The organism is Adhaeribacter terrigena (genome assembly GCF_016623615.1).
GTDB classification, from domain to species: Bacteria; Bacteroidota; Bacteroidia; order Cytophagales; family Hymenobacteraceae; genus Adhaeribacter_A; species Adhaeribacter_A terrigena.
The window spans coordinates 51677-65838 of the sequence record NZ_JAEHFX010000003.1 but is presented as its reverse complement, the minus strand read 5'-3'; the positions used below and the strand labels follow the sequence as shown (position 1 = coordinate 65838).

The 14162-nt window shown below is 46.1% G+C and carries 12 protein-coding genes; 4 read left to right on the top strand and 8 right to left on the bottom strand.

Annotated features, from left to right (window positions below):
* Positions 1-512 precede the first annotated feature (512 nt).
* The 4 genes from I5M27_RS07005 to ccoS all read right to left on the bottom strand — a co-directional run bounded on the left by I5M27_RS07005 (position 513) and on the right by ccoS (position 4473).
* On the bottom strand, positions 513-1718 hold the full coding sequence (locus tag I5M27_RS07005) for a c-type cytochrome (protein WP_200505487.1): 1206 nt from the start codon (positions 1716-1718) through the stop codon (positions 513-515).
* A complete protein-coding gene (locus tag I5M27_RS07000) occupies positions 1715-1909 on the bottom strand; it encodes a hypothetical protein (protein WP_200505486.1) in 195 nt (64 codons plus the stop codon). Before I5M27_RS07000 ends, I5M27_RS07005 begins: the two co-directional genes overlap by 4 nt.
* Positions 1910-2084: 175 nt before the next feature.
* A complete protein-coding gene (gene ccoN, locus I5M27_RS06995) occupies positions 2085-4277 on the bottom strand; it encodes a cytochrome-c oxidase, cbb3-type subunit I (protein ID WP_200505485.1) in 2193 nt (730 codons plus the stop codon).
* Complete coding sequence (ccoS, locus tag I5M27_RS06990) at positions 4267-4473, bottom strand: cbb3-type cytochrome oxidase assembly protein CcoS (protein WP_200505484.1); 207 nt, start codon at positions 4471-4473, stop codon at positions 4267-4269. Before ccoS ends, ccoN begins: the two co-directional genes overlap by 11 nt.
* Before the next feature lie 333 nt (positions 4474-4806).
* Between ccoS and I5M27_RS06985 the strand changes: the two genes are divergently transcribed.
* On the top strand, positions 4807-6009 hold the full coding sequence (locus I5M27_RS06985; RefSeq protein ID WP_200505483.1) for a DNA cytosine methyltransferase: 1203 nt from the start codon (positions 4807-4809) through the stop codon (positions 6007-6009).
* Positions 5993-6925: a DUF4928 family protein gene (locus I5M27_RS06980; RefSeq protein ID WP_200505482.1), complete on the top strand. Its 933-nt coding sequence runs from the start codon at positions 5993-5995 to the stop codon at positions 6923-6925. Before I5M27_RS06985 ends, I5M27_RS06980 begins: the two co-directional genes overlap by 17 nt.
* Before the next feature lie 2 nt (positions 6926-6927).
* Here I5M27_RS06980 and I5M27_RS06975 read toward each other — a convergent pair whose 3' ends face one another.
* Together I5M27_RS06975 and I5M27_RS06970 are read right to left on the bottom strand one after the other, a co-directional pair.
* Positions 6928-7398, bottom strand: coding sequence for a very short patch repair endonuclease (locus I5M27_RS06975; protein ID WP_200505481.1), 471 nt, complete (start codon positions 7396-7398; stop codon positions 6928-6930).
* A gap of 146 nt (positions 7399-7544) precedes the next feature.
* Positions 7545-10343, bottom strand: a complete 2799-nt coding sequence (locus tag I5M27_RS06970) for an ATP-binding protein (RefSeq protein WP_200505480.1) — start codon at positions 10341-10343, stop codon at positions 7545-7547.
* Between the two features lie 584 nt (positions 10344-10927).
* On the opposite strand from I5M27_RS06970, the gene I5M27_RS06965 reads away from it, so the two are divergent.
* Both I5M27_RS06965 and chrA read left to right on the top strand, forming a co-directional pair.
* Positions 10928-11395 (top strand): hypothetical protein, encoded by a 468-nt coding sequence (locus I5M27_RS06965; protein ID WP_200505479.1) that lies wholly within the window; start codon positions 10928-10930, stop codon positions 11393-11395.
* Positions 11396-11614: 219 nt separating this feature from the next.
* Complete coding sequence (chrA, locus tag I5M27_RS06960) at positions 11615-12751, top strand: chromate efflux transporter (protein ID WP_200505478.1); 1137 nt, start codon at positions 11615-11617, stop codon at positions 12749-12751.
* 11 nt (positions 12752-12762) lie between these two features.
* Here the strand turns inward: chrA and I5M27_RS06955 are convergent, their stop codons facing one another.
* On the bottom strand, positions 12763-13167 hold the full coding sequence (locus tag I5M27_RS06955; RefSeq protein WP_200505477.1) for a hypothetical protein: 405 nt from the start codon (positions 13165-13167) through the stop codon (positions 12763-12765).
* Positions 13168-13221: 54 nt separating this feature from the next.
* Entirely contained in the window at positions 13222-14031 is an 810-nt protein-coding gene (locus I5M27_RS06950; RefSeq protein ID WP_200505476.1) for an alpha/beta fold hydrolase, read from the bottom strand.
* Positions 14032-14162: the final 131 nt, after the last annotated feature.

The following is a 14162-nucleotide window of genomic DNA, read 5'->3' as shown; positions in this document are numbered from 1 at the left end:
TGGTTTGAATGAATATTGGAGAATCAGGAATTGGCTCTTAATTGGTAATTCTCCTTTGAAAGCCTGAATTTTTCCTTTTTTCACTTACAAAGTTCCCGCTGTTTGCGGGGAAACGGAATGTTACAGATCATTCAGAAAAATGCATTTCGTCATATTTTTGAATGGTGAAAATATGCCTGCTGTTTAAGACAATTAATTTGGTAGCAGTTGACATTGAATTTATATTTATTAGGTCATCCCGAGCGAAGGCGAGGGAACTAACGCGTACCGAAACTGCTGAAGAAATTCATTGCTTCGCTTAAATTCCATAGGAGTACCAGATAGTTTCTTCGACAAGCTCAGAATGACGCAAATTTGATTTAACAAGCAATGCTCATATCCTTCCCCTACCCTCTCCATGGGGGACTTTGTTTCAAAACGCTTAATCCTTAAAAACAAAAAGCTGCCAGGCGTTTCCACCTGGCAGCTTTTGATAAACTAATTTATAATTCGTAATTTCTAATTAAAAGAAACTACTTCTTCGCTTCGTACTTCTCGCCTTGCGGGGCTTTGCCGTTGGCCGGTTTAGTGCCTTGCAGGCTCAGGATGTAGCTGGAAACTTCCAGGATCTGATCTTTGCTGAGCTTTTTATCCCAGGCTACCATGCCTTTGCTGGTTACCCCGAATTTCACGGTTTTGAAGATGTCGTTAACGTCACCGCCGTGCAGCCAGAATTCGTCGGTTAAGTTCGGGCCTACAGTACCTTCGCCGGCTTTGCCGTGACAGGCAGCGCAGTTTTGGGCGTAGATGGTTTTACCACTTTCTAAAGCCGTAGCCTCGGTCAGAACTTTGAAATCAGTTTTGGCATTCGGGTCGCTTACTTCGTTGGCGCTTAGCAAGGCGGCTTGTTCCATTTCAACCTGGTATTCAGCATCCTGCAGCTTACCGGTCTCAAAAACGTGGTAGTGCAGCATGTAGGCAATCCCGAAAATGATGGTGGCGTAGAAGCTGTATTTCCACCAGGGCGGCAGGTCGTTGTCGAACTCGTGGATGCCGTCGTAGCTGTGGTCTTCGATCAGCACGTCTTTGTGTTCGCCTACAATGGATTTGGTATCGCCGCGCAGCAGGCCAACCAATTTCGCCATCGGCAAATGCGCATTTTCCGGACGGTTATAATAGCTTCCCAGTACCGGCAGCATGGAAACAAAGGTCATGATCAGGAACAGCACCACCAGGCCTAAAAGGAATACCGCGATCAGGATACCGAGGAAAACCGTAGCCGGCAGTGATTTTAAGCTAAAGCTACTTTTCACCTCATTTCCAGTACCGTTTTTCGGGTCGGCCGGGGTGGTTGGCGGCGCTGCAACTTCGGCTTGCACCGGGGCTTCGCTTTCGGTTTTAATGTAGGCGACTACGGCTTCGATGTCGGCGTCTTTCAGCGAGCTTTCGAAAGAAGGCATCGGCACTTTGTTGAATTTCTCGAAAAGGGCTACCGCGTCTTTATCGCCGGCCTGCACCATTTTCTGGGAATTCTTTACAAAGCTGTTGATCCATTTGGCGTCGCGGCGTTTATCTATGTCTTTCAGGGCCGGACCAACCACGTCTTCGGTAATGCTGTGGCAGGCTTTGCAGTTGGCTTCGAAAATAGCTTTGCCGTCTATCTGCTGGGCCTGCGTTTCGGGAGCACCGAAAAACGCTAGGGTTATGGCCGCAAAAAGTACTTTGTTTAACGTTTTCATAGGAGTAATTCTTTTCCGAATTGAGGTTCGTTTTCGTTTTGCAAAGGCAGCTCCGACATGGTAGCTAAGTGGTTTTTATCGGATAATACCACGTACAGTAGCAAACCCAGGAAAAACACGAAGAATATGACAAATGAGATCAGCGGGAAAATCTCGATTCCGGTGATGCTCTGTAAGACGTTCTTGTACATTTCTTTATCTCTTTAATAGCTTCGGAATTCAGATCCCAGATCCAGACTTTTTAGTTTGTTTTACCTACCGTTTTTTGGTAGCCCTGCTCCGGTTTTTTTATTTAACCGCGTAGGAAGGCGATGGTATTTTCCTTGTAAGTCTGAGATCTGGTTTCTGTTTTTCTTCCGCCAAATTTTATCGTTTCTGTTCTTCTTTCACTTTAATGTCGGTACCCAATCTTTGCAGATAGGCGATCAGGGCTACGATCTCTTTTTCCGGTTTCACTTCTATGCCTTCTTTGGCCAGGTCGGCGGAAATTCCTTTCGCTTGCTTCATCAGGTCTTCGTTGGCTTTTTCGGCGTAACCTTCCGGATACGGAACACCCATACTCTGCATGGCTCTGATCTTGGCCGGGGTATCTTCTATATCCAGATCCTGCTCGAACAACCAAGGGTAAGCCGGCATAATAGAACCCGGTGACATAGAAGTTGGATCGAGCATGTGGTTATAGTGCCAGCTGTGCGGGTATTTCTGCCCGATGCGGTGCAAGTCCGGACCGGTACGTTTCGAGCCCCACAGGAACGGACGGTCGTACACGAACTCTCCCGCTTTCGAGTATTCGCCGTAGCGTTCAGTTTCTGAGCGGAACGGACGGATCATCTGGGTGTGGCAGTTCACGCAACCTTCTTTTATGTACAGGTCGCGGCCTTGTAATTCCAGGGAAGTATATGGTTTCACGCTGGCAATGGTCGGCACGTTGGAGTCGATCAGGAACGTTGGCACCATTTCTACCAGGCCACCAATTAAGATGGCTACAGTTGCCCAGATGGCCATGCGGAACGGCTTGCGCTCGATGATCCGGTGCCAGTGGCTGTCGTGGTGCTGACCAACGGTGGCCGGCATTAACGGTGCCGCTTCGGCTTCTTCGTTGGCTAATAGGCTACCGGATTTGGCGGTTTTGTAGACGTTGTACAGCATGATGAAAGCTCCACTCAGATACAGGATTCCACCAATACCGCGCAGGTAATACATAGGCACGATCTGCAGCACGGTTTCCAGGAAGTTGGCATATTGCAGCACGCCGCCTTCGCCGAATTGTTTCCACATCAAGCCCTGGGTGAAACCGGCCCAGTACATGGGAACCGCGTAGAAAATGATACCCAAAGTACCTAACCAGAAGTGCGCATTTGCCAGTTTCTTAGAATACAGATTGGTTTGAAAAATGCGCGGCACTAACCAGTACAAGATTCCGAAGGTTAAGAAACCGTTCCAGCCAAGGGCACCCACGTGTACGTGCGCTACGATCCAGTCGGTAAAGTGGGCAATGGCGTTCACGTTTTTCAGAGAAAGCATCGGACCTTCGAAAGTTGCCATCCCGTAAGCGGTAACCGCTACTACCATGAACTTCAGTACCGGTTCTTCGCGCACTTTATCCCAGGCGCCCCGCAGGGTTAACAAGCCGTTGATCATCCCGCCCCAGCTTGGCGCGATCAGCATTACGGAGAACACTACACCTAAACTTTGTGCCCAGTCTGGCAGGGAAGTATATAATAAGTGGTGCGGACCAGCCCAGATGTAGATGAAGATCAGCGACCAGAAGTGGATAATGGAAAGTCTGTAGGAATAAACCGGACGGTTCGCGGCTTTTGGCAGGAAGTAGTACATCATGCCCAGGTACGGCGTGGTTAAGAAGAACGCAACCGCATTGTGGCCATACCACCACTGCACCAGCGCATCCTGCACCCCGGCGTAACCCGAGTAGCTTTTCATGAAGGTAACCGGAATTTCGTAAGAGTTAACGATGTGCAGCACCGCAACCGTTAAGAACGTGGCAATGTAAAACCAAACCCCTACGTACATGTGGCGCTCGCGGCGTTTTACAATTGTTCCGAACATGTTCCAGCCGAAAACCACCCAGATCAAGGTAATGGCAATATCGATTGGCCACTCAAGTTCCGCGTATTCTTTGGAAGTGGTGTAACCTAATGGCAGCGTAATTACGGCCGAAAGGATGATCAATTGCCAGCCCCAGAAGTGAATTTTGCTGAGTACATCGGAGAACATCCGGGCTTTTAATAAACGCTGCAGCGAGTAGTAAACGCCCATGAAAATACCGTTCCCCACGAAGGCGAAAATTACGGCATTGGTGTGCAGCGGACGGATCCGCCCGAAGGTAGTATACTGGTTGCCCATGTTCACATCGGGGTTAGCCAGCTGGAATGCCACGATCACGCCGATGAGCATACCGGCCAGGCCCCAGAAAATGGTGGCCCAGGCAAAATTACGGACAATTTTGTTGTCGTAATAGAAGGTTTCGAGGGTGTTGATCCGGTCTCCGATCTTGCCGCTTAAAACCCCCGGTTTAGGGTTTGAAACTTCAGTTAACATGTGCGGTGTCTGCTTTAGTGTTGGTGTTTGGTTTAATGGTAGTATTGCGTTTGGTTAATTCCTGGTCGAAGAGCATGCGCACGGACGGGGTATAATCGTCTTCGTACTGGCCGGAGCGCACCGCCCACAGAAACGCGACCAGAAAGATGATCGCTACCATTAAGCTGACGCAGATCAAAAGAAAGATAATGTTCATGGCCGAAGCGGTTTTGCGGTTAGCGTTGGTCTAAAGGCGGTTTCGGGGGTTTTGCAGTACGTTTCGATACCGTTTTTACCGGCCGGAACCGCCTTTAGCCAACATTACAAAATTACTTCAGGGGCTTGGGGGGAAATATGACGGTTGTCAGTTTTGGGGGTGATTGATTGCAGGGAGGGGATTTGCGAGAGAAAGGCCTTCTTGTAACTTAAATATTTTCAGGAGGCAGGTAAGTTTGAAAACTCTTTTTAAATTTACGTAGATTATGGTTCACCTAAGCATAGGTCAAACTATATTGCTTATAGATTTTATTACCTTTAAAAGAATTTGATTTTGCCTACTTTCTATGAATTTTTCGCTGGTGGCGGCATGGCTCGTTCAGGATTGGGAAATACCTGGAATTGTAGTTTCGCGAATGACTTCGATGAAATGAAGGGAAAAGCCTATAAACAGAATTGGGGCAGCGAAGATCTAGTAATTGATGATATAGCTAATATTAACGCGACTCAATTGCCAGGTTGTGCTGATCTTGCATGGGCTTCCTCTCCTTGCCAGGACCTTTCCCTCGCCGGGAATGGAAATGGATTAGGAACACCTGAAAATGAGAACAAAACCAGATCCGGAACATTCTGGCACTTCTGGTCTTTGATGACAAAGTTATCCTCAGAAAACCGTTCGCCTAAAATAGTGGTTCTGGAAAACGTTACAGGCGCTATTACCTCAAATCAGGGAAACGATTTCGCGGCTATAGCCGGAGCATTTGCAAACCTTAATTATAAATTCGGAGCAATTGTGATGGATGCCCAATTATTTGTGCCACAATCACGGAAACGACTTTTTGTAATTGGCATTCGGGAAGATATTACAATTCCGAAAGAGCTTACCACGAATTACTTTAATGGTCTCTGGCATCCTGATAACTTAGTTGCTTCTTATAAAAAGCTTCCGGTTGCCATAAAACAGAACTGGGTTTGGTGGCATCTGCCTTTCCCCGCAAAGCGGAAAAAAAACTTCATTGATATCATTGAAGATGAGCCTCTTGGAGTAACCTGGCATTCACCTGAAGAAACTCAAAATCTGCTGGATTTAATGTCGCCTGTTAACTTGGCAAAAGTGAAAAACGCTATGGTTTCGGGCAAAAAAACTGTGGGTGGTATTTATAGAAGAACCCGGAAAGATAAAGACGGAAAAAGCCAACAGCGAGCCGAAGTCCGCTTCGATCAAATTTCGGGTTGCTTGAGAACTCCTGGGGGCGGATCTTCACGACAAATAATATTAATCGTAGAAGGCAAACAAGTTAAATCAAGGCTTCTATCTCCAAGGGAAGGTGCAAGACTAATGGGTCTGCCCGATAATTACCAATTACCAGCCAAATATAATGATGCTTACCACTTGGTAGGTGACGGCGTTGCAGTACCAGTAGTTCATCATTTAGCTACAAATATGTTTGAACGGGTATTAGCATATAACGCAACAGGAAACAATCGTCGTGAACTTGAAATCACTGAACAAATACCCTATGAAAGAGCTTCTTGAGGAATTCTATAAAAGCAACAATTTCAATACCAAAGGCCCTTTAAGCGTAGCTGTTCAGCTCACCAATGCTTTTAGAAATTTAAATTTTCCTTTAAGACCTGAAGATTTCTTAACCGAAAAAGGCGGTCAGGTAAAAGGGCTTGGCGGTCCGAACTTAAAGAAGATTTTAAAAGAGCATGGCATTGAACGAATCTTAGCAAGCGAAGGTGCCAGAACTAGCAGAGGAAGCATTGAAAACATGAGAGCTTATATGGCTTTCCTGAATTCCGCTTACGAAGCCGGCAATAGTATAGACTGGGAGGAAATTGAAGCTTTCTGGGTAGAGAAAGTCCGAAACTATTTTGATGCTGCTCCTTTTACTTTAAATCTTGATTCATCGCAGAGCGTTAAATCTATTATTCAAAATCTGACCACGCAGGCATTAGAAAGACAGCGCCAGGTTGTAGGCGTAAGATATTTAGGCATTATGCTTCAACACTTGGTTGGGGCTAAGCTCGAACTTATAAAAGGAAATGAAACAGTAATCCATAATTGCTCCAGCAACAACGATCAGGAAATTGGAAGAACAGGCGATTTCGATATTGGCGAAGTTAGTATTCATGTAACGACAAGACCGACCGAAAGCCTCCTGAACAAGTGTCGGGAAAACCTAAATGCCAACCGTAAACCACTAATAGTTACCTTAGACAGCGGCGTACTGATTGCAGAAGGAATAGCTGCTGATTTAAATATCAAAGATCGGATCGATATTATTGATTTTTACCAGTTCATTGTTTCCAATATTCACGAGAGAAGTTGGTTTGATAAGGATTCCCGGCAGGCCCACATTGAAAAACTGATAGAAAATTATAATGAAATAATTGATAAATATGAAACCGATCCAAGCTTAAAGATTGAAATTGCTTCAGGAAAATAAGTTTACTTAGTCGAACTTCGAATAAAATTAAAAATCTGATCAATACAACCATTAAGGTTCTTTCGTATTTCATGCTCCCAAAACCGAAATACTTTATATCCTAACAATTCTAACTTCTCATTGTTTTCCTGGTCACGCTGCATATTCCGCTGAATTTTAGGAATCCAATAACCGCTGTTGGCTTTAATGCTCTTTTTTTCTTTTTGCCAATTATATCCGTGCCAAAATTCACCATCAACAAAAATGGCAACTTTATATTTCTTGCTAACCATATCAGGTTTTCCAGGCAATTTCGAATAATTGACCCTATAACGAAAACCTGCGTTCCATAATCCTTTTCTTAAAGCTAATTCAGGTTTAGTGTTCTTGCCTTTAATTTTGGCCATTAATAAACTTCGTTCCTTCGTAGTATAAAAACCTTGGCTTTCCTCAAATTTTGGAACCTTAATTTTCTCTACTTTATAATCAGCCATCGTGATTTCTTGGTTTATACCTTAACACCTACGGACAACTTAACAGGTCGGTTAATCAAAACAATATTCCTACTTTAATCAAACAAAAAAATCCCGCAACTTCAGAAACTGAACCTGCGGGATTTTACTTTTAAATTACTTCAGCTTTACACCAATTCGGCCAGCTTCAGCATTTCTTCTTCCAGCTCTTTTGCGGCCTGAAAGCATACCGTTTCTATTTTCTGGTACAAAGTCGTGAGCATCATCATGGTTTCGTCGCTTACCTCCTGCCCCGCATTTTCAGCGATCAGGTTACCGGCCAGCGCCTGAATGGCTTTGGCCATGTCTTCAAACTCCGGGTTAATGCCCATGGTCGAGAACGTCGGGATGAGGGAGTGCGTGGAGAGTTTCAGGCTTTCCCAATCTTTGTCTGCAATGGCCTGTTTCATGGTTTGCACCAGCTGCGGAATTTCTTCCAGGTATAAACCGATCATTTCCATCATGCGCTTATTATTTTTCGTGATCCGTTTCAGGTAATCGAAATTCACGCATTTCAGCGGCCGCGTTTGCAGATCTTCCTTGTTCTTGATGCCTGCTTTTTTAAAGCCCGGCTGCTTCAGGAATTTTATGATCTTGCTGTAAAGCAGTTTGTCGTCTATGGGTTTGGAAATATAATCGTTCATGCCCACGGCCTTGCATTTTTCTACGTCCACGGTGGTTACATCGGCGGTTAGCGCAATAATCGGCACGTTGCAGTTCATCTCTTCCCGGATATGTTTGGTAGCATCGAAACCATTCATTTCCGGCATTTGCAGGTCCATTAATACCAGGTCGTAATCGCAGTCATTCAGCATTTCCAGGGCTATGCGGCCGTTGCCGGCCACGTCCATTTTAAAGCCGAAATCTTCGAGCAGGGTTTTCATTAACAGCTGGTTCAAAGCAATGTCTTCCACTACCAGAATGCGCGCATCTTTAAACTCCGATTCCAGTTCCACTTCCGGGATCAGTTCCAGTTCGGCTTTATCTTCGGTTTTCTGAAAGGTCAGGGTAAAGCTGAAAGTAGAACCATCGCCGGGCGTACTTTCTACCGTAATGGTGCCGCCCTGGGGTTCTACCAGGTTTTTTACAATAGCCAGGCCCAAACCGGTACCGCCATATAAACGCGAAGTGCCGCTGGTAGCCTGCTGAAAATCGTCGAAGATATGACCCAGTTTTTCGGGTTTTATGCCAATACCGGTATCGGTTACGGAGAATTTAATGGTTGCCTTTTCGGCGTCTTCCGATACCATTTTTACGCCTACCGTGATCTTGCCTTCAGAAGTAAATTTCACGGCGTTGCTTACCAGGTTCAGGATGATCTGGTGCAAGCGCACCGGGTCACCGATGAGCACTTCCGGAATGCGCGCATCGTATTGCTTTTCCAGCTTTAAATTCTTTTCCAGGATCTTGGTTTCGAACAAATGCAGCATAGAAGAAAGCGAAGCCGACAGCTGAAACGGGATCTGCTCGAAGGTCATTTTTCCGGCATCTACTTTTGCCAAATCCAGGATATCGTTGATGAGCACGATCAGGGCATCGCCGCTGTTCTTGATCGCCATTAAATATTCCTTCTGCTTTTCGGTCAATTCGGTCTTCAAAACCACTTTCGTAAACCCGACAATGGCGTTCATCGGCGTGCGGATCTCGTGGCTCATATTGGAAAGGAACTGCTGCTTGGTTTTTACCGCGTCTTCGGCTACCAAGGCCGCTTTTTCGGCTTTAGCTTTGGCTTCTTCGGCAATTTTGGTGGCATGTTCCGCGGCAATTTTAGCGGCTTCCAGCTCGGTGGCAATGCGTTTTTGTTCGGTTACATCGCGGGCTACTACCACTACGCCTATTACTTTGCCTTCGTCGTTTTTATAAACCGAACCGTTGAACAGCACATCGGTCAGTTTTCCGTCGTTGCGGCATAGCGTTAAGGGCAGGTCGGCAACGGAACCCTGGGCGAAAACTTCCAGATACACTTTCTGAGCCATTTCAGGTTCAGTAAAATAATTGAAGAAGTCGGTACCGATCAGGTTTTTCCGCTCGATCCCGATCACGTTGGCCGTAGCCTGGTTCATGTCGGTAATTTTGCCTTCCGGACTAATGGTCATTAAAGGGTCGCGGCTGGCTTCGATCAGACCGCGGGCGTAATTGGCCACGCGTAATTCGGCGGCTCTTTTAATTTTTTCGCCTTTCTGAAAATCGAGTTCTTTGTTGGCAATTACCAGTTCGGCCGCGCGTTTCTCTTTTTCGTCGTTCTGAAAAGCCAGTTCTTTGTTGGCAATTCCTAATTCTTCGGCACGCTTTTCTTTTTCATCGTTCTGGAAAGCCAGTTCTTTGTTGGCAATGCTCAGTTCGGCCGCGCGCTTTTCCTTTTCGTCGTTCTGAAAAGCCAGTTCTTTGTTGGCGATGCTTAATTCGTCGGAACGTTTTTCTTTTTCGTTGTTCTGGAAAGCGAGCTCTTTGTTGGCCACGCTTAATTCCTGGGCGCGTTTTTCTTTTTCGTGATTCTGAAAAGCCAGTTCTTTATTTACAATGCGGAGTTCGGTAGCCCATTTTTGTTCGGCAATGTCGCGGGCCACAATTACGGCGCCCAGTACGGTGCCTTTGTCGTCGCGGTAAACGCTGCCGTTAAAAAGTACGTCGGTCAGGTTGCCGTCGGTGTGGCGAATGGTAAGTGGCGAATCGGTAACGGAACCTTCAGCAAAAACTTTCTGGTAAATTTCGCGGGCCAAAAGCGGTTCAATGAAATACCCAAAGAAATCGGAACCGGTTAAATTTTCGCGGGTCAGGCCGGTAATGTTGGCCAGGGCTTCGTTAAAATCCATGATCTTACCGTCTAAACTAATGGTTACGAGCGGGTCTAAACTGGCTTCCATGAGACTCTGGAATCTCCCTTCATTTTCTTTGGCGGGTACTGTATTTTCGGGGATCAGGTTCATTGGATTGGATATCAAGATGGAAGTAAATGCTTAGCCTTCAGGCCAATTCGGATAAAAATTAAAAAGCAGGAGCAAAAAAAGGATGAAGAAAAACAGCTCCGGCGGAAATTTTCAGAATGCCGAAAGAGAGGTTATTGCTATTAGCCTTGTAAGGTACGCCTTTTATATAGATAAGTTAGCGTATTATTAAAAGAACGTACCGGCGGCCTAAAACATTCAAATTAAATATTTTATAAAAAACGGTATACTTTTGCTTGTCAAAACTCCAGGTTCGCACTTCAACGGTTTGAAACGGGTTTTTTCCTGATCTTTTTCGCATTAGGCAGGTCGCATTTGCAGCCTGACATTCCGCTAAAGTATTTTTATAAGGTTGAATATCCGGCGAAATCCCGTACCTTTTAGAAAGCATAACAAAAAGAATTGTGCTAAAACCGTTTGTGCTTTTGCCTTGAAAAATGCCGCCGAAGGCTTTTACCGATCTGGCGTAACCGAACTTTAATGGCGCTTTTGCTGTACCTATGTACGGGAAGCATGGGCCGGCTCATCTCCGGTTTTCGTTTCCGCCAATATCTCCTAAAAACAAAATGGAAAATAATACTCCTGGATCAAATACGGTGCTTCCAGAACCGGCAGCGTTTAACGTGAAAAACGGTATCCTGAAAGAGTTGGAAACCCTAACGAACCAGGGCAAATTCGAAGAGCTGGTGCATCTTTACATCACCACTTTCCTGCAGGTGCAGCCCGACCCGGACCGCATGCGCAAGATCAAAAAGAAAGTGGTAAGCAAACTGGTTACGCGCAAAGAAGCTTTTGAAAAAGCCGATCTAAGTAAGATCAAAATGAAAGTGCTGGACGAAAACCTGGAAATGCAAATCAACATGATCCAGAACCAGCTTACCCGCACCATTATCCTGCTGGTATCTTACATGGTAAAGCACGGCAACGACGAAACCACCAAAGAAGTATTCCGCTGGATAAAAGAACGCAGCCTTGCCGGCAAACTTTCCCTGCTCGATACCCTGGAAAAAGGTTGTGACGTAAAAGGCGCATAAGGCACTATCCCTTCAAATTTACAGGTCCCGCAGACTCAGAACATCCTGAAGCTGCGGGATTTTTTGTTTTAATAAATTGGCCACAGTTTCAGATTTTAAAACCAGAATCTCTCTTTTCAACCAAGTTCCGGTAAGAAAATTTAACATTACCTTCTTCATAGAAGAAAATTAATAGCTTTAAATTGCGGCCAAAACGCTATTAAAAACTGCCGGAAAACTATGCCAGATGCCGTTCCCAATAAAGTCAGTTTATCCGAAATTGCCGGGGTATTTTTAAAGCTGGGTGCCATTTCGTTTGGCGGTCCGGCGGCGCACATTGCCATGATGGAAGCCGAGATCGTAAAGAAACGGCAATGGATTGATCATGCGCATTTCCTGGATCTGATCGGAGCAACGAATTTAATTCCAGGCCCCAATTCCACCGAAATGACCATGCACTGCGGCTACGAAAAAGGCGGCTGGCCGGGTCTGATCGTGGCTGGTACGGCGTTTATTTTTCCGGCGGTGCTCATAACCCTGGTTTTTGCCTGGCTTTACAGCGCCTACGGCCAATTACCCGAAGTGGCGCCTTTCATTTACGGCATTAAACCGGCCGTTATCGCCATCATTCTTTCGGCGGTAATTTCATTAGGTCAAAAAGCGCTGAAAAATGTGGAACTCGGGATTCTGGGGGCTTTAACGCTGGTAGTTTGTTTATTGGGCTTAAATGAGATTGTGGCGCTTTTTGGCTGTGGTTTAGTGGGTTTGCTGCTTTATTTTTTCAAGAACAGCCGCAGCACTGCTTCTGCCCTTTCGCCGCTTTTGCTGCTGCAAACTGCCGGCGCTGAAATGCAGCTTAGCAAGCTGAAGATCTTTTTGAGTTTTCTGAAGGTGGGGGCTTTGCTTTACGGCAGCGGTTACGTGCTTTTTGCTTTCCTCGATGCCGAACTGGTAAACAAAGGCTTGCTCACGCGCCAGGAATTGATCGATGCCGTGGCGGTTGGCCAGTTCACGCCCGGGCCGGTGCTTTCTACGGCTACTTTTATTGGCTGGCAACTGCATGGCTTCTGGGGCGCCCTGGCAGCTACGATCGGCGTATTTTTGCCTTCGTTTGTTTTTGTGGCCCTGCTAAACCCGGTTATTCCCAAACTGCGCAAATCGAAACTCATGGGGGCTTTTCTGGATGCGGTGAACGTGGCTTCGGTAGCGGTAATTCTGGCAGTTTGTTTCGAAATGGGCCGCAGCACGTTAACCGACTGGCGCAGCATTTTAATTGCCGTACTCAGCTTTGCGGTGGTATTTTATTTCAAGAAAATGAACAGCGCTTTTATTGTGATGGGCGGCGCGGCATTGGGTTATTTGCTCACCTTGCTTTAAGCATGAAGTTTTCAGCCCTCCAACCATTGAATTGCCTCGACTTCACTTTCAAAGGTTTCGATGGTAAAATATCTTTCGGCAAATTGTTCGAACTTTTGAAAGGACCGTTTGCCGTAAAGGCCCGGAGCGAGCACGTGGGCAAAATTCTTTACCCCAAGGATGCTGGCTTTTACTGCCCAGGTATTGCCCAGAAAAAGTGCGCCGTCATCCCAGGGGCCAATGAGTTCCTTGTTACTATTCAGAATGGAGAGGCTGGGTTGATGCCGCAGCATTTGCAGTAATTGGTTGGCTCCCAACATAATGGTTTCCAGGCTCTGAATACCAACCCAATTCACCAGGATATAGGAATTATCAGCAGCCCGCATTGCTTCAAAAAATACGTCGCCGTTGGCTTTCTTTAATTCCTTTTTCTCCATTATACTTGCAAAATACCGGTAGGCAGGTACCCGGCCGGTTATTACTTTTTCAGCTTATTTCCCTACCGTTTCGGCGTGCAGGAAATCTTCAATCGCTTTTATGGTTTCTTCCGGGGCGCTTAAATTAGGACAATGGCCGGTTGCTTCCATTACCACCAATTCACTATCGGGGAGCTGTTCTTTCAGGTATTCGCCAACTTCCAGGGGTGCAATTATATCTTCCTTGCACTGCAGGATCAGCGAGCGGGTTCGGAGTTTCTTCAGGTCGGCGCGGTTATCGGAAAGGAAGGTTAAATAGGCAAAATTCTTGGCAAATTCTTCGTGGCTCCGGCAAAAGCTGGCCGTCAGTTCTTCGCTGAGTTCCGGCTTTTCGGCATTGCCCATAATAAGCGGGGCAATAGCCGCGGCCCAGGCCAGGTAATTGCCATCCAAAGATTCAAGCAACCCATTAATGTCTTCGCGCGAAAATCCGCCGGTATAGCCCGGTTCGTTTATATAACGGGGCGAAGGCCCGATCAGGATGAGTTTCTGAAAGATATCTGGGTTTTTTATGGCAGCCAGCACCCCGATCATAGCGCTGACCGAATGCCCCACAAAGATCACGTCTTTTAAACCGAGCGTTTCGCAGATCTCCAGCACATCGTCGGCATAAGCCTGCAGCGAACCGTATCTTTTAGGCGTGTAACCCGAAACATCGGAATTGCCAAACCCAACGTGATCGAATAGCACGATCTTATAGTCTTTTTGGAAGGCGGGCGTAATAAAACGCCACATGTTCTGGTCGCAACCGTAGCCATGGGCAAAAAGCATGGGCGTCTGGCCCTGGCCGGTTACTGTTACATTATTTCGTTTTAATACATCCATAATTCGAAGTGATTTTCAGATTATCAACTTTTAAATCCAATGCAAGTTTACATTAATCTTTCGGAAAACTTTAATTTAGATTTACCGTATCATCGCACAAAACTCAGAATATCAACTATTTACACATACCA